Annotated in this window: 20 protein-coding genes; 10 read left to right on the top strand and 10 right to left on the bottom strand. The window is 65.5% G+C overall.

From position 1 onward, the window contains the following. The first annotated feature begins 194 nt into the window (after positions 1-194). Complete coding sequence (locus tag ACE3SN_RS10465) at positions 195-1,295, top strand: inositol-3-phosphate synthase (protein ID WP_374529801.1); 1,101 nt, start codon at positions 195-197, stop codon at positions 1,293-1,295. 77 nt (positions 1,296-1,372) lie between these two features. Further along, positions 1,373-2,107 (top strand): NTP transferase domain-containing protein, encoded by a 735-nt coding sequence (locus tag ACE3SN_RS10460; protein ID WP_374529799.1) that lies wholly within the window; start codon positions 1,373-1,375, stop codon positions 2,105-2,107. A gap of 9 nt (positions 2,108-2,116) precedes the next feature. Here ACE3SN_RS10460 and ACE3SN_RS10455 read toward each other — a convergent pair whose 3' ends face one another. The 4 genes from ACE3SN_RS10455 to ACE3SN_RS10440 all read right to left on the bottom strand — a co-directional run bounded on the left by ACE3SN_RS10455 (position 2,117) and on the right by ACE3SN_RS10440 (position 6,598). Continuing rightward, the gene (locus ACE3SN_RS10455) at positions 2,117-2,644 is read right to left on the bottom strand and encodes a DUF2141 domain-containing protein (RefSeq protein WP_374529797.1); all 528 of its coding nucleotides are present in this window, start codon (positions 2,642-2,644) and stop codon (positions 2,117-2,119) included. A gap of 132 nt (positions 2,645-2,776) precedes the next feature. Beyond that, complete coding sequence (locus ACE3SN_RS10450; RefSeq protein ID WP_374529794.1) at positions 2,777-4,480, bottom strand: ABC transporter ATP-binding protein; 1,704 nt, start codon at positions 4,478-4,480, stop codon at positions 2,777-2,779. Then, complete coding sequence (locus ACE3SN_RS10445) at positions 4,477-6,390, bottom strand: asparagine synthase-related protein (protein ID WP_374529791.1); 1,914 nt, start codon at positions 6,388-6,390, stop codon at positions 4,477-4,479. Before ACE3SN_RS10445 ends, ACE3SN_RS10450 begins: the two co-directional genes overlap by 4 nt. Before the next feature lie 55 nt (positions 6,391-6,445). Then, on the bottom strand, positions 6,446-6,598 hold the full coding sequence (locus ACE3SN_RS10440; protein WP_374529788.1) for a hypothetical protein: 153 nt from the start codon (positions 6,596-6,598) through the stop codon (positions 6,446-6,448). 106 nt (positions 6,599-6,704) lie between these two features. Here ACE3SN_RS10440 and ACE3SN_RS10435 point away from each other — a divergent pair. Beyond that, positions 6,705-7,465 (top strand): IS5 family transposase gene (locus tag ACE3SN_RS10435; RefSeq protein ID WP_374529787.1). Its coding sequence is split into 2 segments (ribosomal slippage): positions 6,705-7,029 and positions 7,029-7,465, totalling 762 coding nucleotides; the frame shifts between segments, so codons are not numbered across the junction. 80 nt (positions 7,466-7,545) lie between these two features. On the opposite strand, the gene ACE3SN_RS10430 is transcribed toward ACE3SN_RS10435, so the two are convergent. The 3 genes from ACE3SN_RS10430 to ACE3SN_RS10420 are packed head-to-tail and all read right to left on the bottom strand — an operon-like array spanning position 7,546 to position 9,144. After that, positions 7,546-7,995, bottom strand: coding sequence for a lasso peptide biosynthesis B2 protein (locus ACE3SN_RS10430; protein WP_374529785.1), 450 nt, complete (start codon positions 7,993-7,995; stop codon positions 7,546-7,548). After that, positions 7,970-8,239, bottom strand: coding sequence for a PqqD family protein (locus tag ACE3SN_RS10425; RefSeq protein ID WP_374529783.1), 270 nt, complete (start codon positions 8,237-8,239; stop codon positions 7,970-7,972). The genes ACE3SN_RS10430 and ACE3SN_RS10425 overlap by 26 nt, the downstream gene beginning before the upstream one ends. After that, the gene (locus tag ACE3SN_RS10420) at positions 8,236-9,144 is read right to left on the bottom strand and encodes a hypothetical protein (protein WP_374529781.1); all 909 of its coding nucleotides are present in this window, start codon (positions 9,142-9,144) and stop codon (positions 8,236-8,238) included. Before ACE3SN_RS10420 ends, ACE3SN_RS10425 begins: the two co-directional genes overlap by 4 nt. 160 nt (positions 9,145-9,304) lie before the next feature. Between ACE3SN_RS10420 and rpe the strand changes: the two genes are divergently transcribed. From rpe to dxs, 7 genes are all read left to right on the top strand, one after another. Next, entirely contained in the window at positions 9,305-9,967 is a 663-nt protein-coding gene (rpe, locus tag ACE3SN_RS10415) for a ribulose-phosphate 3-epimerase (RefSeq protein WP_374529780.1), read from the top strand. A 3-nt stretch (positions 9,968-9,970) separates the two neighbouring features. Next, positions 9,971-11,887 (top strand): heparinase II/III family protein, encoded by a 1,917-nt coding sequence (locus ACE3SN_RS10410; RefSeq protein WP_374529779.1) that lies wholly within the window; start codon positions 9,971-9,973, stop codon positions 11,885-11,887. Between the two features lie 95 nt (positions 11,888-11,982). Beyond that, complete coding sequence (gene purH / locus ACE3SN_RS10405; RefSeq protein WP_374529777.1) at positions 11,983-13,587, top strand: bifunctional phosphoribosylaminoimidazolecarboxamide formyltransferase/IMP cyclohydrolase; 1,605 nt, start codon at positions 11,983-11,985, stop codon at positions 13,585-13,587. A 182-nt stretch (positions 13,588-13,769) separates the two neighbouring features. Next, entirely contained in the window at positions 13,770-13,934 is a 165-nt protein-coding gene (locus ACE3SN_RS10400) for a hypothetical protein (RefSeq protein ID WP_374529805.1), read from the top strand. Then, positions 13,931-14,620 carry a peptide-methionine (S)-S-oxide reductase MsrA gene (msrA, locus tag ACE3SN_RS10395; RefSeq protein WP_374529803.1) on the top strand — a complete coding sequence of 230 codons (690 nt, stop codon included), beginning with the start codon at positions 13,931-13,933 and terminating at the stop codon, positions 14,618-14,620. Before ACE3SN_RS10400 ends, msrA begins: the two co-directional genes overlap by 4 nt. Positions 14,621-14,656: 36 nt before the next feature. Continuing rightward, positions 14,657-15,133: a Fur family transcriptional regulator gene (locus ACE3SN_RS10390; RefSeq protein WP_374529775.1), complete on the top strand. Its 477-nt coding sequence runs from the start codon at positions 14,657-14,659 to the stop codon at positions 15,131-15,133. Between the two features lie 56 nt (positions 15,134-15,189). Then, the gene (dxs, locus tag ACE3SN_RS10385; RefSeq protein ID WP_374529774.1) at positions 15,190-17,112 is read left to right on the top strand and encodes a 1-deoxy-D-xylulose-5-phosphate synthase; all 1,923 of its coding nucleotides are present in this window, start codon (positions 15,190-15,192) and stop codon (positions 17,110-17,112) included. 1 nt (position 17,113) lies between these two features. Here the strand turns inward: dxs and ACE3SN_RS10380 are convergent, their stop codons facing one another. The 3 genes from ACE3SN_RS10380 to ACE3SN_RS10370 form a co-directional block, all read right to left on the bottom strand. After that, the gene (locus ACE3SN_RS10380; RefSeq protein WP_374529772.1) at positions 17,114-17,797 is read right to left on the bottom strand and encodes an NnrU family protein; all 684 of its coding nucleotides are present in this window, start codon (positions 17,795-17,797) and stop codon (positions 17,114-17,116) included. Positions 17,798-17,867: 70 nt separating this feature from the next. After that, a complete protein-coding gene (locus ACE3SN_RS10375; protein ID WP_374529770.1) occupies positions 17,868-19,178 on the bottom strand; it encodes an amidohydrolase family protein in 1,311 nt (436 codons plus the stop codon). After that, positions 19,175-19,975: amidohydrolase family protein (locus ACE3SN_RS10370; protein ID WP_374529768.1), on the bottom strand; the 801-nt coding region annotated here is incomplete at its 5' end. The genes ACE3SN_RS10375 and ACE3SN_RS10370, both read right to left, overlap by 4 nt.

Genomic DNA, 19,975 nt, shown 5'->3' with positions numbered 1-19,975 from the left:
CCGACATCGTTTCCGGGGGGAAGCTTTTGCCCTGTGCCAGTGCCGTACCTGATTTTCAGGTGGGCGTTTCAGATGGGCAAGGGGCCGCCAATCCGCTTGCGGACGCGCAAACCACTTGCTTTTCGCGGACGTTTTATCAATGAGGCGGGTTTAACCTTAGTGCCCCCCCATCGCTCGGAAGGGATAGAACCATAATGAAGCCTATCAAGGTCGCCATCATCGGCGTCGGCAACTGCGCCAGTTCGCTGGTGCAGGGCGTTACCTATTATCGCCAGAACAATTCGTCGCAGGGCCTGATTCACGACAAGATCGGCGGCTATGGCGCAGGTGACGTCGATTTCGTGCTCGGTGTCGATGTCGATGCCCGCAAGGTGGGGAAGGATATCGCCGAAGCGATCTTCGCCCAGCCCAACAACACCAAGGTATTCCAGCAGGACGTGCCCGCCACCGGCGCGAAGGTCATCATGGGCCGCGTTTCGGACGGTGTTGCTCCGCACATGACCACGGTCGGCGAAAAGGGCTTCATCGTGGCCGATGCCCCGGAACCCACCCAGGCTGACATCGTCAAGGCGATCAAGGATTCGGGCGCCGAGGTGCTGATCAACTTCCTGCCCGTCGGTTCGCAGGAAGCCACGGAATTCTACATGGAATGTGCGCTGGAAGCGGGCGTTGCGGTGGTCAACTGCATGCCGGTGTTCATCGCCAGCCGCCCCGAATGGGAAGCCAAGTTCCGCGCCAAGAACATCCCGATCGTCGGCGATGACATCAAGGCCCAGGTCGGTGCGACCATCGTCCACCGCGTGCTGTCCAGCCTGTTCGCCGCCCGCGGCGTGACGGTGGAACGCACCTACCAGCTCAACACCGGCGGCAACACCGACTTCATGAACATGCTGGACCGCCAGCGTCTCGGTTCGAAGAAGGAATCGAAGACCGAAGCCGTGCAGGCGATGCTGGCCCAGCGTCTTGAAGACGAAAACATCCACGTCGGCCCGTCGGACTATGTGCCCTGGCAGAAGGACAACAAGCTGTGCTTCCTGCGCCTTGAAGGCCTGCAGTGGGGCAACGTGCCGATGGAACTGGAACTGCGTCTCTCGGTCGAAGACAGCCCGAACTCGGCGGCTTGCGTCATGGACGCGATTCGCTGTGCCAAGGTTGCGCTCGAACGCGGTGAAGGCGGTGCGCTGATCGGCCCGTCGGCCTACTTCTGCAAGCACCCGCCGCAGCAGTTCAACGACGATCTGGCTGCCCAGATGGTCGACGAATACGTTTCGGAAGCGCCGCTCGCCGCTGAATAAGCGGTCGTTGCGCAGCCCAATTGACGGCGCCGGTCGGTTCTGCTGACCGGCGCCGTTGCTGTTTATCAGGTCAGATCATGGACGCTCTCATCATCGCCGCCGGGTTCGGCAGCCGCCTGCGCGACATTTCGGATTCCAAGCCGATGACCCCCGTGGCGGGCATCCCGCTGCTCGAACTGGGCGTGCGCCAGGCCAAGGCGGCCGGGGTGAAGCGGGTGGTCGTGGTGACCGGGCACGAGGCGGAGCGGCTGGAAGCGGGTCTTCCGGCACTCGCCGAACGCGCCGGGATCCCGGTGGTGGCGCAGCGCGTGGAAGACTGGTCGAAGCCCAACGGCTGGTCGGTCATGGCCGGGGCCAGCGTGATCGCGGGCGATTACCTGCTGATGATGTCGGACCACATCTTTTCCGGCTCGATCCTGACGCGGCTGGCGCAGCAGGGCGGGGCGGACCGGGGCGTGACGCTGGCGATCGACCGGCGCTGCGACGATCCACTGATCGATCCGGACGATGCCACCTGGGTGAAGCTGGACAAGCGCGATTTCATCACCGCGATCGGCAAGACCATCCCCGAATACGACGCGGTCGATTGCGGGGCCTTTCTGGCAACCCCGGAACTCGCACAGGCCATCCAGGCCGCGATCGACGAAGGCAAGGCGGGCAGCCTGTCGGAAGGGATGCAGCGCCTGGCCGACAGCGGCCGCGCGGCGACGATGGACATCGGCGATGCTTGGTGGCTCGATGTCGACGATCCGCGTGCGCACGAACTGGCGGAGGCGCAGGCCCCCGCCAAGCTTCCCGAAATCTACGGCTAAGCGCGCGTTTTAGGGGTACTTCATCGTGATACGGGTGGTCAGGCCCGCCTTCGGAACGTTGAGCCGCACCGACTTGAAGCTCGGCAGTCCGGCGAGGGTTGCCGGGTTGTTCGAGAAGCCGAACCCTTCGGCGGGGAAACCGACCCCGGTACGGTCAAACGCGAGATTCGCGTTCTCGTCATGATAGAGCGCCAGCGCATAGACGCCGGGCTTGGGCACGAAAATGCACGCGCGCGTGGTGCCGGCACGCGCGTTGACCCGGCCGACGTAGAGCGAGCCGTGCTTTACCAGGAACTTGCTCGAATCGTCGGCATAGAGCGTCACCGCCATCAGCCCGTTGCTGTTGCGGACGCCTTCGACGACGACATTAAGCCAGGTTGCGCTGGGCGTGCCGGTGCAGCCGGCCGGCGGACCGGATTGGGCGGTGGCAGGCGCAGCGGCGGCAAGGGCCAGAGCAGCGCCGGCAGCGGCACCGATCGCGATCATGGGCGCGGTGTAGGCACGGGCCGCGGCGCGGAGACGTCGGGGCAGGTTCATGGGCATCTGTTCCTGTAGCGAAGTGAATTGATGCGCCGATGGGCGCGATTGCAACGTGAAGCTGGCACTAAGGCCTTGGTCCTCTTTTGCGATTCGTGCGCTGAATAGCTTCTGAATTGGGCCAAATTGGGATCAGCGCTTGGTTATGGCGACCAATTGCCCCTTGTCCAGTTCGATGACGCGGTCGGCAAGGTCAAGCAAAGCGCCGCGATGGCCGATGATCACTACGGCCATCCGGCCCTTCAGGCCGGCAATCGCGGTCACGACCTGCGCTTCATTGGCGGAATCGAGCGCACTGGTCGCCTCGTCGAGGATCAGCAGGGCCGGATCGCGCAGCAGGGCCCGGGCCAGCATCAGCCGCTGGCGCTCCCCGCCTGAAAGCTTGCGCCCGCCATCGCCAACCTGGGTGTCCAGCCCTTCGGGAAAGTCCAGCACAAAGGTGGCAGAGGCGCCGCGCAGCGCCTGTTCAAGCCGCGCGTCGCTTGCGTCCGGATCGGCCCAGCGCAGGTTGTCACGGATCGAGCCGCTGACCAGCACCGGGTCCTGCTGGACATAGGCAACACGCGACCGCCACGACCGCCGGGCCGATCCTTCGAGCACCGCGGAATCGATGCTGACGGTTCCGGCATCGGGCGAAAGCAAGCCGCCGAGCAGGTCGGCGAAAGTCGACTTTCCCGCCCCCGACGGCCCGGTCAATGCGGTTACCCCATGGGCCGGGATCTCGCAGGACACAGCGTCCAGCGCGGGTGTGCTGTCACCGAAACGAACCGTAACGGCATCGAGCACGATGGCCCGGTCAAGCCGGGGGGCTTCGCCTGGATCGGCCTCGGGCTCACGCGCGGCTTCGGCTGTGGCGATCAGGTTCAGCGCGGCAGAGACGGCCGGGCGCGAATGGGCGCAGGCCAGCCCGGCCTGTTGCAGCACGCCGAGCAGCGGCAGGGCGCGGGCGAACAGCGCCACCATGGGAAGCACGACCGCGACATCGGCATGCCAGCGCTCGATCGCGGCCCAGACCAGCACGGCGAGCACCGCCGCGCCGCCGCCCTGCAGCGCCAGCTGGCCGCGTCCAAGGTTACGCTGATAGGCGATCTGCGCCGCGCGCAGGCCGGCAAATTGCTCGCCGAGGTTGCTGGCGGCCAGATCCTCGCGACCTAGACTCTTGATCACGCGCAGCGCGCCGAGCCCTTCGCTGAGTTGCCCGTAAATCCGGCCATAAGCCGCGCCCAGTTCCTCGCCAAGATGCCCGGCGCGGCGGCGCATGCCATGAAAGGCCAGCAGCACCAGCGTGCCCGCAACCAGCGCCCCAAGGGTGAGCTGGGGGGAGATCGCCAGCGCAGCAAGGCCGATCCCGCCCAGCGTCACCACCGTTGCCGCGCCAAGAATGGCCTGGTTCACGAACAGTCCGGCCTGATCGACCTGGCTGATCAGCAGGCTGGCGGTGTTGGAGTGGCGCATCCCCAACAGCACCCGCCAGTCGCAATGCAGCAGCGAACGCCAACCCCGCGCGCGCAGCCGGTCGATCAGCGTGTTTTCAAAGCGGACGCCGACCAGCGCCCGGTAATAGGTGATCAGGCCGCGCAGGATCACCAGCACGACGAACAGCGCAAGGATCGCGTCGAGGCGGAGCGGGATGCCCAGACCGGCCAGCACTTCGCCGATCCGCCCGCCATCAGTCCGGATGCTATTGCTTTGGCCCACGATGGTCAGCAGCGGGACCAGCAGGATGATCCCGATCCCTTCGGTAATGCCGCCAAGAACCATCAGGAAGCCAAGCCACGCCGCCATCATCCCGTGCTCGGCGGGTTCGAACAACCGGGGCGGGCGGGGCGCTGTCATTGCGGATTGCGCCCGGTTTCAAAGTCGAGATAGCGCCGGATATAGGCCATGGCCGGAAGCGCGAAACGCAGGCGCGACACCGTGTTGATGTCGGTCGGCGCTTCGGCTGGCCAATTGTCGAGATCGCGCAGCATCGCCTTGGTGTCGAGCAGTGCGCCAAGTTCGGGATGCGCGGCGATCTGCTCCACTTCCTCGCGCAGACGCGGCAGCATCGGCGTCATACGTTCGTGCCAGTCGGTCACATGGTCGCCGTGGCGGCGCTCGGTCCGCTGCGCTTCGGGCAGGCGGCCCACAGCCATGCGCCGGGCAAGGAAGCGCTTTTCGCCCCTCCGCACGAACTGGTCGGTCGGCATGCCCAGGCACAGCTCGATGAACGGGCGGTAACCCAGCACGTCGCGGCCCTGGATGCCGTGGATCTGTTGTTGTCCCAGTCCCGATTCGCCCCCGCGCCACCACAGGTCATAGACGTTGCGGATCAGCCGCTCGCGCGACTGGAAGAAATCGAGATCGGAAATGTTATGCTCGGCATTGCGGTGCTTGAGCTTGGCGGCCAGCGCGCCATCCAATGCCAGGTAGGGGTTGGTTATCGACGAGGTTTCCTGGCCACGATGGACCAGATCGCGGACCGCCCAGCGCAGGGCGGGCGGGAGATTCGGCATCACGCCGCCGGCGATCACGCGGCGCCACAGCGGGCGCGGATCGTCGATCCGATTGGCCTGCAGCCGCACCAGTTCGCCCCATTGCAAGGTGCGAAAGAATTCCGCCGCCGCCCATGGCGCTTCCTGACTGAAGGTCAGGTTGCCGATCCCGGCCGAAAACAGCCAATCGCATCCCGCCTCGCGCGCCGCCACCGATACCCCGGTGTGGACGAAGCCCATCACGCGGGCGGGTGAGCCGTTGTTGGCCGCCATGAATTGCTGGTCGGACAGGGTCAGGAAGTCGACATCCCGATTGTCGGTGAAGATCGGATCGAGCCCTGGATGGGTGCGAATGAATTCTTCGACATAAGGCCGGTCGCTGCCGAACAGGCTGTTGACGGTGCGCCCGCTCCATTCGTCCATCGGCACGAAGGTGATGCTGGTCAGTTTTTGTCCGGCGGGCATCTGGCGCAGCATCTCGTCGCAGACCATTGCCGAATCGAGCCCGCCCGACAGGGTAACCGCCGGCTTCCTGGCAAGCTTCAGCGCCTTGGCCACGGATTCGGCGAGCATCGCATTGGCGGCCTCGACATAGTCCTCGTCCCGGCGGAAGCGGATTTGCGGGATCGCGAGCGGGTCGTAATAGGCGTAAGACGCGACGCCTTCACGGCGCAGGGTGACCACAGCGCCGCCGGGCACCTGTTCAATCTGTTCAAACTGGGAATGCTCGCCGTCGGGATATTCAAAGGCGAGCAATCGATCAACTTCGCTGGCGCGCAGCCGCTTCTCCAGCCCGGCAGCGAACATGGGCCGCACGATCGAGCAGGCCATCAAGCCGTGCCTGCCAAGGTGGTAGAACAAGGGAAAGCTGCACCAGGGGCTGCGCGCCAGGCGAACGGCCCCATCGCCCAGAGTTATAAGCGAGGCATATTCGCCAACAATGTGACGATCTGCTTCCGGCCCCCAGCGTTCAACCGCCGCGCCGTAAATGCGCTCGGGCGTGCCTGAAATACCCAGCTGGGCGGAGAGTTCCTCAAGATTGTCGATCCAGCCAATCAGAAGGACGGCTTGGCCCGATGGCGATCGCGCCACCCGCCAGCCCTTGCGCACCGGCGCGCGCGGTGTCGGCAATTCTGCAAAGTAATCGCTGCCAAAATCGGTCTGGTCCTGGCAGCTGTCGGCTGCGTGGCCCGCAAACAGGCCAAGCGACTGTGCGGCACGAAATGGGGCGGCCCATTCAGGGTCGCCCCATGTACGCGAATAGAAATACATCTACGCGGCAAATCCGAAGGCGCGGAACCCCTTGAGGCTCCGCGTCGGAACTGGATTACGACAGGACCGAGTTCGCGCCGTTGCAGTTCGGGTTGGCCTGCACCTGGCAAGCCGCGGACGTGGTGTTGGCGACGTCGGCAATGGTGCCGAGACGACGGAGTTCAGGACGGGTCCAGGCCTTCGCCGGAGCGGTCTTGGTGTTGGACATTTCAAACTCCTAAAAAAGAATCCCCTACCTCACTAGGTTGTGGTGACATTTTAAGGATTCACTTTTTGAGAGAGTTCTGATTCAACACTGACTTTTGGAGGTCGGTGTGGAAGGCGAGGTTCTTCGGGACGATCAATGGGAGCGGCTGCGCGCGTTTGTGCCGGGCGGGCGGAAGGGCAAGCGGGGCCCGCGTAGCGACGGGCGACGGTTTCTGGATGCCTTGCTGTGGCTGGCGCGTTCGGGCGGTCGATGGCGCGACCTGCCCGAGCGGTTTGGCCCCTATCAGACGGTGAAGCGGCGTTATTATCGCTGGGTCGAGCAGGGAGTGATCGACCGGATATTCGAGGCGGTTTCGGACGATCCCGACATCGAGTGGCTGGCGATCGATGCAACCGTGATCCGCGCCCAAGCCCAGGCAGCAGGGGGTAGGGTAAAAAGGGGGGCATTCAAGCCCAGGCTCTTGGCCGTTCCCGCGGCGGATTCAGCACCAAGATCCACGCTGTAGTCGATGCGCTCGGCCTGCCGGTGCGCTTCACGCTGGGCCCCGGCCAGCAGCACGACATGACACCTGCATGCGACCTGATCCGGGGGCTGCCCGCCAGGCATGTTCTCGCCGACCGAGCCTATGACGCGGATAGCCTGTGCAGTCTCGTGCGTGAGCAGGGTGGTGAGCCCGTCATTCCAACGCGAAGAAATCGGAAGAACGCTAGGGCCTACGACCGTATCGCCTATCGGCAGCGCTGGGGCATCGAAGGCTTCTTCGCCAAGCTCAAGCAATGGCGCCGCATCGCAACTCGCTACGACAAACTGGCCACTAACTTCCTCGGCTTCATCAAGCTCGCCAGCATCATGCTGTGGCTGAAATAATTAAATTGTCACCGCAGCCTAGTAACTTTACCTTAGTAATTAGTGGGAGCGCAAGCGCAATTACGCGGCTGCGGGCAAATTCATTGTGCCAGTGCGAAACGGGCTATCGCCCGATAGGGCAGCGGGCTTGCACCGATCAGCACTTCGCCGCCAGCTTCGACCCAGGCGTGCAGATCGTCGAATTTCCCGCGCGCAGTGCCCGGAAGCACGGCCATCACGAGCTGCGATTCGGCGCCGCGCCGCTCAAGCATCAGGTGCAGCGCGATGGCGCGCGGCAAACATTTGGTTTCGAACGGCAGTCGGCCGGCGGCGCGTTCTACCGCGCGCGCGAAGTAACGAGAGCCCCAATTTGCTCCGGTTCCGTGGGTTGGCTGGTTAACTAAAGTTCCCAACCGTCTGCGCCAACTAGAAAGGGGGCGCAGGGCTACCAATAGCCGTGCCTGGACAAGCAGGCTCATCGCCTCAATCGTGACAAGCCGCGCCTGCAGGGCGCCCGGCGGCGCTTCACGCCGGGGTAACGTATCCGGCATCGAACAGCACCGCGAGAAAGGCGTCGAGATCGCCGGCCAGCTCAGCCGGGGGCATTGCGAAAGTTGCAGCCAGTTCGGCCAGGATCGCATCGCGGTCCCGTTGGCCATCGATCAGTTCCCAGATTTCAAGCGCACTGCCCGCAATTGAAAAGAAATCGCCATTGGCGAGGTCCATCAACACCACTTCGTCGTCGATCCGGGTCTCCGCGAAAGTGTCTTCGCGCTTCACCAATGTTCCCGTCATTCCCCAGTTTCCGATACTTGCGACTGCGCGGCCAGTAGTTCCATGGACTGCAACTTCACATGGCTTTCCACAAGCCCAGCGTCCAGCGCGAAGCGCGCGCTGTCCCGCGGTCGGACGAAGCGGGAGAGGTTTATTACCCGCGCAAAATTGGCCAGCTGGGCGAAACGGGCGGCGCGGTCGGGCCGCGACGCGGCCAGGAACAGATCGGTGGTATAGTGATCGTCCTGCAATCGCATGAGCTTTTCCGCACCGCGCAGCGGCTCGATCCGGGCGGGGTCGCCTTCCTCGAGAAAGCACAGTTCGGCCAGCGGCAGGACATCGACCACGGTCCCGCCGGCGGGCTGCGCGTAATACTTCGGGATGCTCGCCATGACTTGCCCGGACGCGGTCGCCCCGGTCAGCGCCAGCGCGTCTGGCCAAAGCTTGAGCCGCTTGTGGCCCGGCAGGCAGACGACCCGTGCCGGATCGGACAGGTCAAGGATCAGGGTATCGTCGCAAAACAGCGGCAGGCCGCGCCGGGTCAGTTCGGCCACCAGGGTCGATTTGCCCGCGCCCGAGGGGCCGGTAAAGGCGAACACCTGCCCGTTCAGCGCGACGGCCGAGGCGTGGATCGGATAGAGCCCGTTGATACAGGCAATCGCGGCATAGACACTGCCGTTGAGCCAGAGATATTCCTCGGCCGGGTCCCATCCTTCCGGTCGTTCGACCGTTACACCTTGGCCTTTGGCATAGCGGAAGCGCAGTTCGCTTGGCGTGCGCAGCACAAAGCCGTCTTCGTGCAGCCATTGCTTGCCGGGCGCGACGGCAACTCCGCCGATTTCGCAGTCAACCTTGCCTTCGCGAAGCCGCGTTTCACGCGCCATCAGGGCGACTGCGGGATGCTGGGTTGCGGCTGGGGAGGGCATGGATCGTCGAATGCCTTGATGTCGCGGTGAGGTCAATTGCCGCGCTGCGGCGCAATATTGCTCCTTACCCCATATGTAGTGTGGAAAAACGCCAAACCGCGCTTGTTTGCCCAGGGCTTGGATGGAAAAGCCTTGAGACAAGGAGCCCCATATTACTGCCATGCCCGCGCCGCTTATTTCACCCTCGATCCTGTCTGCCGATTTTGCCCGGCTGGGCGAAGAAGTGCGCGCGGTCGATGCTGCCGGGGCGGACTGGATCCACGTCGACGTCATGGATGGCCACTTCGTGCCCAACATCACGATCGGGCCGATGGTGGTGAAGGCGCTGCGCCCGCACACCGCCAAGCCGCTTGACGTGCACCTGATGATCTCGCCGGTGGACAGTTATATCCAGGCGTTCGCCGATGCCGGGGCGGACATCATCACCGTCCACCCCGAGGCCGGCGCCCACACCCACCGCACGGTCCAGGCGATCAAGGCGGCCGGCAAGCTGGCAGGCATTTCGCTCAATCCGGCGACCCCGGCGAAGATGCTCGATTACCTGATCGACGAGATCGACCTGGTCCTGGTGATGAGCGTCAACCCCGGCTTTGGCGGCCAGAGCTTTATCACGAGCCAGCTGCGCAAGATCGAGGCGGTGCGCAAGATGATCGACAAGTCGGGCCGCGACATCCGCCTTGAGGTCGATGGCGGGGTTGATGCCCAAACCGCGCCGCAATGCGTGGCGGCCGGGGCCGATGTGCTCGTGGCGGGTACGGCGACCTTCAAGGGCGGACCGGATTGCTATGCGGCAAATATCGCCAAACTCAAAGGTCTGGGGTGAACCATGGTCGATGCTCTCACCAGCAGCCGTCAGCAGTCGGTCCGCTCCGGTGAGGATGATGCGCCGGGCGGGGATCGCGGCGGGGCAATCGCAATTCCGCTGGGTGGCGGCCGGGAAGCAGGCGTGATGGATCCATCCGAAATCGATCGGCGCGAAACCGAGCGCGACCTCGCCGGTGGCGGTGAGCTGGTCGAGCCAGGCCGGGCGCTGGCGCTGGCCGATTTTTCGCCGCCCGCGATCGGCGCGGGCGAACGGCTGCTGCGCTTTGCCTATCGGCTGGGCATTTCGGGCTCGGCGCTGACTTCCCCCTTGCGCAAGCCGGCCAAGCCGCGCCTGCTCGCCACGGTGCACAATCCGCTGCCGGGCAGCCGCGTGGCGGGCACCGCGCTGCGCGCCGGGCATTTCCTGGTCCACGGGGTCAAGGCGCCGATCGCGCAGATCGACTTTGCAGGGGCCGCGCGGATGTCGCCGCCGCTTGAAAAGGTGGTCCATTCCTTTTCCTGGCTGGCCGATCTTGAGGCCTGCGCCCCGCGCGAACAGGCCGCGCCTGTGGCGGAACGGATCCTCGCCGCATGGCTGAATGCCAACCCCAAGCTGCCCTCGCGCCCTGGCAAGGGGCCGGCCTGGAGCGTGGCCAATGCCGGGGCGCGCGAACTCGCCTGGCTGGTCCACGCGCCGCTCATCCTTTCGGGCCATGACAAGGCCCTGCGCGCCAAGGTGCTGGCCGCGCTGAGCGAAACCGCGCGCTGGCTCGACAAGAACGTCGGCCGCGCCGAAGACCTGCTGGCCGAAGTTGCCGGCTGGTGCGGGATCGTCGCCGCCGGGCTGCTGCTGCCCGAAGGCAAGCCGCGCCGCCTGTTTGGCGAAGCCGGCCTGATCCGTGCGCTGGGCGAACTGGTCGGCGACGATGGCGGTGTCTTGTCGCGCAGCCCGCTGGCGCAGATGGAAGCGATCGCGCTGATCGTGCGGCTGCGCGCCTGTTACAGCGCGGTGCGCCGCGATCCGCCCGCCGCGCTTGATGCGATCCTCAATCTGCTGGTCCCGCCGCTGCTCGCCCTGACCCACAGCGATGGCTCGCTGGGCAGCTGGCAGGGTGCCTGGGCGGTCGATGCCGCGGACGTGGCGGCGCTGGTCGCGGCCTCGGGCGTGCGCACCCGCCCGCTGCGCGATGTGCGGCAGTGGGGTTACCAGCGCGTCGTGGCGCAAAAATCGATCCTCCAGTTCGACGCCGCACCGCCGCCGCTGGCCAAGCACACCCGCTCGGGCTGTGCTTCGACCCTCGCCTTTGAAATGAGCCACGCGGGGCAGCGCCTGATCGTCAACTGCGGCGGCGCGGCCTGCGCGGGCGGGCTGGTGCCGGTGCGGCTGGAACAGGGTCTGCGCGCCACTGCGGCGCACTCAACGCTGGTGCTCGACGATGCCAATTCGACCGCCGTGATGATCAGCGGCAAGCTGGGCGGCGGCGTTTCCGAGGTCGAGGTCGACCGGCGCAGTCTGGTGGGTGACAAAAGCGGCGGCGGAACCCGGATCGAGACGAGCCACAACGGCTATGCCGCGCGCTATGGCCTGACTCACCGCCGCATCCTGATCCTGCGCGACGATGGCACCGAACTGCGGGGCGAGGATCTGCTCGTGCCCACCAGCAACAAGGGCAAGAACGGCAAGGTCAGCTTTGCGATCCGCTTCCACCTCGGCCCGGGGATCGAGGCCCGCGTGTCGGAAGACGGCCAGGGTGCGGGCCTGGCCCTTCCCGATGGCAGTTACTGGCAATTCCGCTCGGGCGGCGGGCAGGTGAGCATCGAGGAATCGCTCTGGGTCGATGGGCAGGGCCGCCCCCAGGGCGTGCTGCAGCTGGTCGTGCAGGGCCTCGTGTCGCGCGGGGGCGGGAATTTCGCCTGGCTGTTCAAGAAAATGGGCTGAAAATTGGGCCCTGGGGGAATGTCCCTGTGGTCAAATGCTGCAAAATCCCTATGGGGACGCGCAAAGCCTGACACCACATTCCGGGACCCGACTCCATGACCCCCGCTTTTTCGACCAACGTCACCATCCGCCGCGCGCTGCTCTCCGTTTCCGACAAGACCGGACTGGTCGATCTGGGCAAGGCACTGGCCGCGCGCGGGGTCGATCTCGTTTCGACCGGCGGCACGGCCAAGGCGCTGCGCGATGCGGGGCTGCCGGTGCGCGACATTTCCGACCTTACCGGTTTTCCCGAAATGATGGACGGCCGCGTCAAGACGCTGCACCCCAAGGTCCACGGCGGCCTGCTGGCGGTGCGCGACAACCCGGAACACGCCGCTGCCATGGCGGAACATGAAATCGGCGCGATCGATCTCGTCGTGGTCAATCTCTATCCTTTCGAGGCGACTGTCGCGAAGGGCGCTGAGCGCGACGAAATCATCGAGAACATCGACATCGGCGGCCCTTCGATGGTGCGTTCGGCGGCGAAGAACCACCAGTACGTCACGATCATGACCGACCCGGCGGACTACGCCGCGCTGCTCGCCGAACTCGAAGCCAACGACGGCGCCACCACTTACGACTTCCGCCGCCTGATGGCCGCGCGCGCCTATGCCGCCACCGCCGCCTATGACAGCATGATCAGCCAGTGGTTCGCCTTTGCCGACCAGCAGCAGCTGTTCCCGGAAATGCTGGCGATCACCGGCGCCCGCAAGGAAGAGCTGCGCTACGGCGAAAACCCGCACCAGCGTGCCGCGCTCTACATCCCCAAGGGTCCGCACGCGAAGGGCATCGCCCAGGCCCGCCAGCTGCAGGGCAAGGAGCTGTCCTACAACAATTACAACGACGCCGACGCCGCGCTGGAACTCTGCGCCGAATTCCGGGGCCAGGCCCCGGCGGTGGTAATCGTCAAGCACGCCAACCCTTGCGGCGTGGCGCAGGGCGCAAGCCTGCTCGAAGCCTGGCAGGGCGCGCTGGCCTGTGACGACGTTTCGGCCTTTGGCGGGATCGTTGCGGTCAATACCACGCTCGACGGCGCGACTGCCGAGGCGATCTGCGAGATTTTCACCGAAGTGGTCGTTGCACCAGATGCCGACGAAGCCGCGATTGCCGCCTTCGCGAAGAAAAAGAACCTGCGCCTGCTGCTGACCGGCGACCTGCCCGATCCGCGCCGCGGCGGCCTGACGGTCAAGCCGATCACCGGCGGCCTCTTGGTGCAGACCCGCGACAACGGCGCGATTACGCTGGATGACCTCAAGGTCGTGACAAAGCGCGCGCCGACCGAGCAGGAACTCAAGGACTGCCTGTTCGCGTGGACCGTGGCGCGCCATGTGAAGTCGAACGCCATCGTCTATGCCAAGGACGGCATCACCGCCGGGATTGGTGCTGGCCAGATGAACCGCCGGGATAGCTCGCGCATTGCCGCGATGAAGGCTGCCGAAGCTGCTGAAAAGTTTGGCTGGGCCGCCCCGCGCACCGTCGGCAGTGCGGTGGCCTCGGATGCCTTCTTCCCCTTCGCGGACGGCCTGCTGGCCGCCGCCGAAGCCGGGGCGACCGCAGTGATCCAGCCGGGCGGCTCGATCCGCGATGAAGACGTCATTGCCGCCGCCGACGAAGCCGGCCTGGCGATGGTCTTCACCGGCATGCGCCACTTCCGCCACTAAGCGCGCATCGGTCGAATCGGGCGGGAACCAGCTGAGTGTTCCCACTCGGTTCGTCGGTTCGTCGCAGGTAACTTTCGGCTGGCCGTGTTGCAGCGCAAAACGGCCCCGGGTTCACTTGGCGGTAAGGAAAATTTAGGCACGAGGGCGCCAAGCAAAGACCTCCATTAACCAAGTGATTCTCCATGGGCCTGTTCAAAGCCGATCTTTACCGCTCTTTCGCCATTGGCTTCGCGATCGGCACCGCCGCCCTGCTGGGTGTGATGGGCATCCAATCGGGCAAGAGTTTCTCGGCACAGGTGATCCCGGCAGCGCAGGCTGCTCCCGCGCTGCCGGATCAGACGCGCTGAGGCGCGCCCTAGTCCTTTCACTCACTTTGGCGCTGCTTGGCGCCTGCCAAGAGCAAAGCCCGCCACCCGTAGCCAAACCGGGTGAGGCCGTTGTGCTCGCCCCCGCGCCATCGCGAACCGCCGCAGAGCCACCGGGCCTGCGCCAGGCGGTCTTCGCCGGCGGTTGCTTCTGGGGCGTTGAGGGTGTGTTCAGCCATGTTAGAGGCGTGACCAGCGCGGTTTCCGGCTTTTCCGGCGGTGCGGCGGAAACCGCGCATTACGAGCGCGTTTCGGAAGGAGATACCGGATATGCTGAGGCGGTGCGCGTCACCTATGATCCCAAGGTGGTGCGCTACGACCAGCTGCTGCAGATCTTCTTCTCGGTGATCGCCGATCCCACCGCGCTCAACCGGCAGGGGCCCGATACCGGCACGCAGTACCGTTCGGCGCTGTTTCCGCTCGATCCGGAGCAGCAGCAGGTAGCGCAGGCCTACCTTGCGCAAATGAGCACATCGGGCATCTGGAAGGGCGCGATCGTGACCCGGATCGAACCGTTCAAAGGCTTTTACCCGGCCGAGGCCTATCACCAGGACTTCATGGCCCGGAACCCTCAATACCCCTATATCCTCGCCTGGGACGTCCAGAAGGTGGCGGCGCTTCGGCGGCTGTTCCCGGCGCTCTACAGCGCCGCAATCACGCGCGATTGATTGCCGTTGGGGGCGCGTGGCCCTATATCCCCGGTCATGGCAGGTCATCATCACCATCACCACCACCACCACACCGAACCTTCGGGCGAAGGTTTGGTCGAAGCCGCGCGGCACGAACTGGTCGAAGCGGGTGAACAGTGGACCGATATGCGCGCCGAAGTGTTCCAGGCACTGGCTGCGCGTGAGCGGCCGGCCTCTGCCTATGACATTGCCGAAGACGTTTCGCGCGCTCGCGGCAAGCGGGTTGCGGCCAACAGCGTTTACCGCATTCTCGACCTGTTCGTGAAAACAGATCTTGCCCGCCGGGTCGAAAGCGCCAACGCCTATGTCGCCAATCCGCATCCGGGTTGCCGCCACGATTGCATATTCCTGATCTGCGATTTGTGCGGCCGCGCCAACCATATCGACGATGACAAGCTTTCGGGCGCCTTGGTCGATGCCGCGCGCAAGGCCGGGTTCGCGGATATTCGCCCGGTCATCGAATTGCGCGGAATCTGCGCGGACTGTTCGTAAAAGCTGCACCTTCTGGTCAATCGACACACCCCTGACATAGGTGTAAGGGCTTGGTCATGAGCCTCAATCCGGCAACTCCGCTGCTCGACACGGTCGATAACCCCGCTGATCTGCGTCGCCTTCAGCCCGGCCAATTGCGTCAACTGGCCGACGAACTGCGCGCCGAGATGATCAGCGCGGTGGGCACGACCGGGGGGCACCTTGGTTCGGGCCTTGGCGTGGTCGAACTGACCGTCGCGATTCACTATGTCTTCAACACGCCGATTGACCGGCTGGTGTGGGATGTGGGCCATCAGGCCTATCCGCACAAGATCCTGACCGGGCGGCGCGATCGCATCCGCACCCTGCGCACCGGCGGGGGCCTTTCGGGCTTCACCAAGCGCAGCGAAAGCGAATACGACCCGTTTGGCGCAGCCCACAGCTCAACCTCGATTTCTGCCGCGCTGGGCTTTGCGATTGCCAACAAGCTGTCGGGCCGGCCGGGCAAGGGCATCGCGGTGATCGGCGACGGCGCGATGAGCGCCGGCATGGCTTATGAGGCGATGAACAACGCGGCCGAGGCCGGCAATCGCCTGATCGTGATCCTCAACGACAACGACATGTCGATCGCGCCGCCGGTGGGCGGGCTTTCGGCCTATCTCGCGCGGCTGGTCTCATCGCAGCCGTTCCTCAGGGTGCGCGAACTGGCCAAGCGCTTGTCACGCCGCCTGCCCGAACCGCTCCACCGCGCCGCCAAGAAGACCGACGAATTCGCGCGCGGCATGGCGATGGGCGGCACCCTGTTCGAGGAACTGGGTTTTTACTACGTCGGCCCGGTCGACGGGCACAACCTCGAGCAGTTGATCCCGATCCTCGAAAACGTGCGCGATGCCGCCGAAGGGCCGTGCCTGATCCATGTCGTCACGCAAAAGGGCAAGGGCTATGCCCCGGCCGAAGCGGCGGCGGACAAGTACCACGGCGTCCAGAAGTTCGACGTCATCACCGGTGAACAGGTGAAGAGCGCGGGCGGCACGCCCAGTTACACCAATGTCTTCGCCAAGGCCCTGATCGCCGAGGCAGAGCGCGATCCCACGGTCTGCGCGATCACCGCCGCGATGCCTTCGGGTACCGGGCTCGACAAGTTCGCGGAACGGTTCCCCGAACGCAGCTTCGACGTCGGCATTGCCGAACAGCACGCGGTGACTTTCGCCGCCGGGCTTGCGGCCGAAGGGATGCGCCCGTTCTGCGCGATCTATTCGACCTTCCTGCAGCGCGCCTATGACCAGGTGGTCCATGACGTCGCGATCCAGAACCTGCCGGTGCGCTTCGCGATCGACCGCGCCGGGCTGGTCGGGGCTGACGGGGCAACCCACGCGGGCAGCTTTGACATCACCTATCTGGCGAGCCTGCCCAACATGGTGGTGATGGCTGCCGCCGACGAGGCGGAACTGGTCCACATGACCCACACCGCCGCGCTTCATGACAGCGGCCCGATCGCCTTCCGCTATCCGCGCGGCAACGGCGTGGGGGTGGAATTGCCCAAGGTTCCGCAGCGGCTCGAAATCGGCAAGGGCCGGATCGTGCGCCACGGCAGCAAGGTGGCGATCCTCTCGCTCGGCACGCGCCTTGCCGAGGCGCTGAAGGCTGCCGACCAGCTCGACGCCCGCGGCCTCTCGACCACGGTCGCCGACCTGCGCTTTGCCAAGCCGCTGGACGAGGCGCTGATCCGCCAGCTTATGGCCAGCCACGAAGTTGTCGTGACGGTGGAAGAGGGCTCGATCGGCGGCCTCGGCGCCCACGTGCTGACCATGGCGAGCGACGAAGGGCTGACCGATGCGGGTCTGAAAATCCGTACCCTGCGCCTGCCCGACGTGTTCCAGGACCACGACAGCCCCGAAAAGCAATACGACGCCGCCGGCCTCAACGCCCCGCACATCGTCGATTGCGTGCTCAAGGCCCTGCGGCACAATTCCGCGGGCGTGGAAGGGGCGCGGGCTTAGGTTAGCCCACCCAGCGCCACAGCCCTGCGGGGATGTAAGCCAGCCACACGTGCGCCCAGGTGGCGGCAAGCCAGATCGCGGTGCCGATCAGCCAGTTCTTCGCGCCCGCCTTGCCCAGCGCGCCCAGCCTGGGCCAGTAGCTGGTCTGGGCCTCCCAGCCCGCCCAAGCCGCGCCCATCAGCGCTTCCTTCTTGCGGTCCTGCAGATGCGAGCCGACCAGGGCGAGGAATGCCATGGCCCCTGCCAGCACCATGACGCGCGGCGTCGGGCTGATCAGGATGTGTGCGGCTGACCACAGCGCAAAGCTCCACATCATCGGATGGCGCGTCACGAAGAACACGCCGTGCGGGCCTTTGGCGGCATGGGCGGCGGCGCGCGGATCGGGCATGGCGGGATTGCCCTGGAGGCTGCCGATGAACAGCACCGCGGCAAGCAGGGTCAACAGGCTGGCGGCGATCCACGCACCTTCGCTCTGCCCGTTCCACAGCGGTACCGCTGGGGGCGCCGCGCGGAACGCCACCACCAGCCAGGCAAAAGTGGCGAAGGCGACCACCGAGTAGAGCGCGGGAAAGCCCTTTTCCCCCGTCAGCCGCACCAGGGGCGCGCGCAGCGGGTGCGACAGGGCGAAATGCGTGCCGACAAAGGCAAGCGCGGCGGCGATCAGATGAGCAAGTGCGTTATCCATCGGGGCAACCCCATGTTGACGGCGTCAACATGGGGTAACACATCTTCTGCTGCGTGCAACCGGTTTTGTCTTACCAGTCGTAGGCCTTGGGCAGGTTGCCCTCGGTCGGCGTCATGTAGCGGTCGCGCAGGCGGGTCTGGTGGTTCGACAGCGGCTGTTCCACCCCGTCGATGAACACGCGCACCACGCCCGTTTGCAGTTCCAGTGGATCGCCGTCCCAGATCACCACGTCGCCCGCGCGGCCCGGCCGCAGCGAGCCGAACTTGTCGCCCATGCCCAGCGCTTCGGCCGGGCCGGACGAGATCGCGGCGAAGGCCTTGTCCCAGCTGAGCCCGGTCGCCCCCGGCACGCGGGTCAGCGCCACGAGGTTGCCCGCATATTGCGGGGCATAGCGCGGCTGGTCGAAGAACGCGCCGAGCGAGACCTTCACCCCGGCCTTGGCCATGCGGCCGACGTTGGACTGGGTGGCGCCCATCTTTTCAAAACTGGCGGGCAAGTCGTTGAGCGGGGTTGCCAGCACCGGCACCTGCGCCTTCGCCAGCTCGTCCGCCACCATCCAGCCCTCGGTCGCACCGACGATCACCAGCCTCAGCAGCGGGAACTCGGCCTTGAGCGCCAGCGCCATGCGGATGTCCGCAGCCCGTTCCACGTGGACGTAGAGCGGTTGCTTCCCGGTCACCACCGGCACCAGCGCGACCGCATCACTGCGGTTGAGCAACACGTCGTCTCGGCGTGCTCCTGCCGGGGCGGCGGCCAGTTCCTTCGCCTCGCCCAGGGCATTGCGCAGTTCGGCCACGGACGAAACGCGGCTGCCACCGGCAAGCTGCGCGCCGCCCTCGCCCAGTTCCACATACTGGAACGCGCGCGGGACGGTTACGGCATCGGGATCGGCGCCTAGGTCGATGATCGCGCCCTGGCCCTCGAAGATCGAGCTGGTCGAAAGCGGGGCAACCGCCGCGCGCGTCACGCCGCCGGCGCGGCTGACGGCAATCGGCTGGGCCAGCGGGTTGATCGCCGGGGCAATGTCGAGCGCGGCGCTGAAGGGCGACTTTTGCGCGCCTTCATCGTTGCTGTCGTCGACCGCGCCGACATCGAGCAGGCCAAGATCGGTGACCGCGACGACCAGGCCGGGGGTCACCCACTTGCCCTGGGCGTCGATTACCGTCACCCCGGCGGGCACGGCAACGCCGGCTCCGGCAGCGACGACCTTGCCGCCGCGCACCACCACGGTGCCGCCATCGATCGGCGGGGTGCCATCGCCGATCACCAGCTTGGCATTGGTAATCGCCATGTCCTGCGCGAGCGCGGGGGTTGCGGTTGCGGCCAGCAGCGCAGCGGCTGCGCTAAATGCCCAGCTGGCCTTGAAGCGGGGGGCGTTCATTTTACGTCTCCTTCGCCATTCTGGCCAAGCTCGAAGTCGCTTACCGGGCGGTGTTTGGGATCGTCGGCATCGAACATCAGGGCGCCATCGACCCAGACCTTTTCGGGCCGCGAATAGACCGACAGCGGGTTGCCGTTCCACAGCACCACGTCGGCCTGTTTGCCGGCGGCAAGGCTGCCGGTCAGTTTGTCGACGCCGATGGCCTTGGCGGGGTTGAGCGTGAGCCAGCGGATCACTTCGGCATCGGGGATGTCGATCCCGGCGCGGCGGGCGTCGCCCTGCGCCTTGGCGGCTTCCTGATTGAGCCGCTGGATCCCGTTCTCGTCGTCGGAGTGGATCACCACGCAGGCCCCCGCCTTGTAGAGCAGGCCGGCGTTTTCGGGGATCGCGTCATAGGCTTCCATCTTGAAGCCCCACCAATCGGCCCAGACAGCCGAACAGATGTCGTTCTCCTTGAGCAGGTCACCGATCTTGTAGCTCTCCACCGCGTGGTGGAACATCGCCACATGATAGCCGAATTCCTTCGACATATCGATCACCATGGCCATTTCCTCGGCCTTGTAGCAGTGGTTCTGGACCAGGATTTCACCGTCGAGCACGCCGACCAGCGTTTCCATCGCAAGGTCGCGGCTCTCCAGCTTGCCCTCGTCGCGCTTGCGCTTGTATTCCTGGGCCTTGATCCAGGTTTCGCGGTTGACCGCGAAGTTGCCCATGCGGGTCGAGGGCATCCGGCCCTTCGAGCCGTATACGCGCTTCGGATTTTCGCCGCAGGCCATCTTGAGGCCATAGGGCGCGCC

The organism is Novosphingobium sp. (genome assembly GCF_041915465.1).
In the GTDB taxonomy this organism is placed as follows: domain Bacteria; phylum Pseudomonadota; class Alphaproteobacteria; order Sphingomonadales; family Sphingomonadaceae; genus Novosphingobium.
This window is presented reverse-complemented; position numbering and strand designations above follow the sequence as displayed.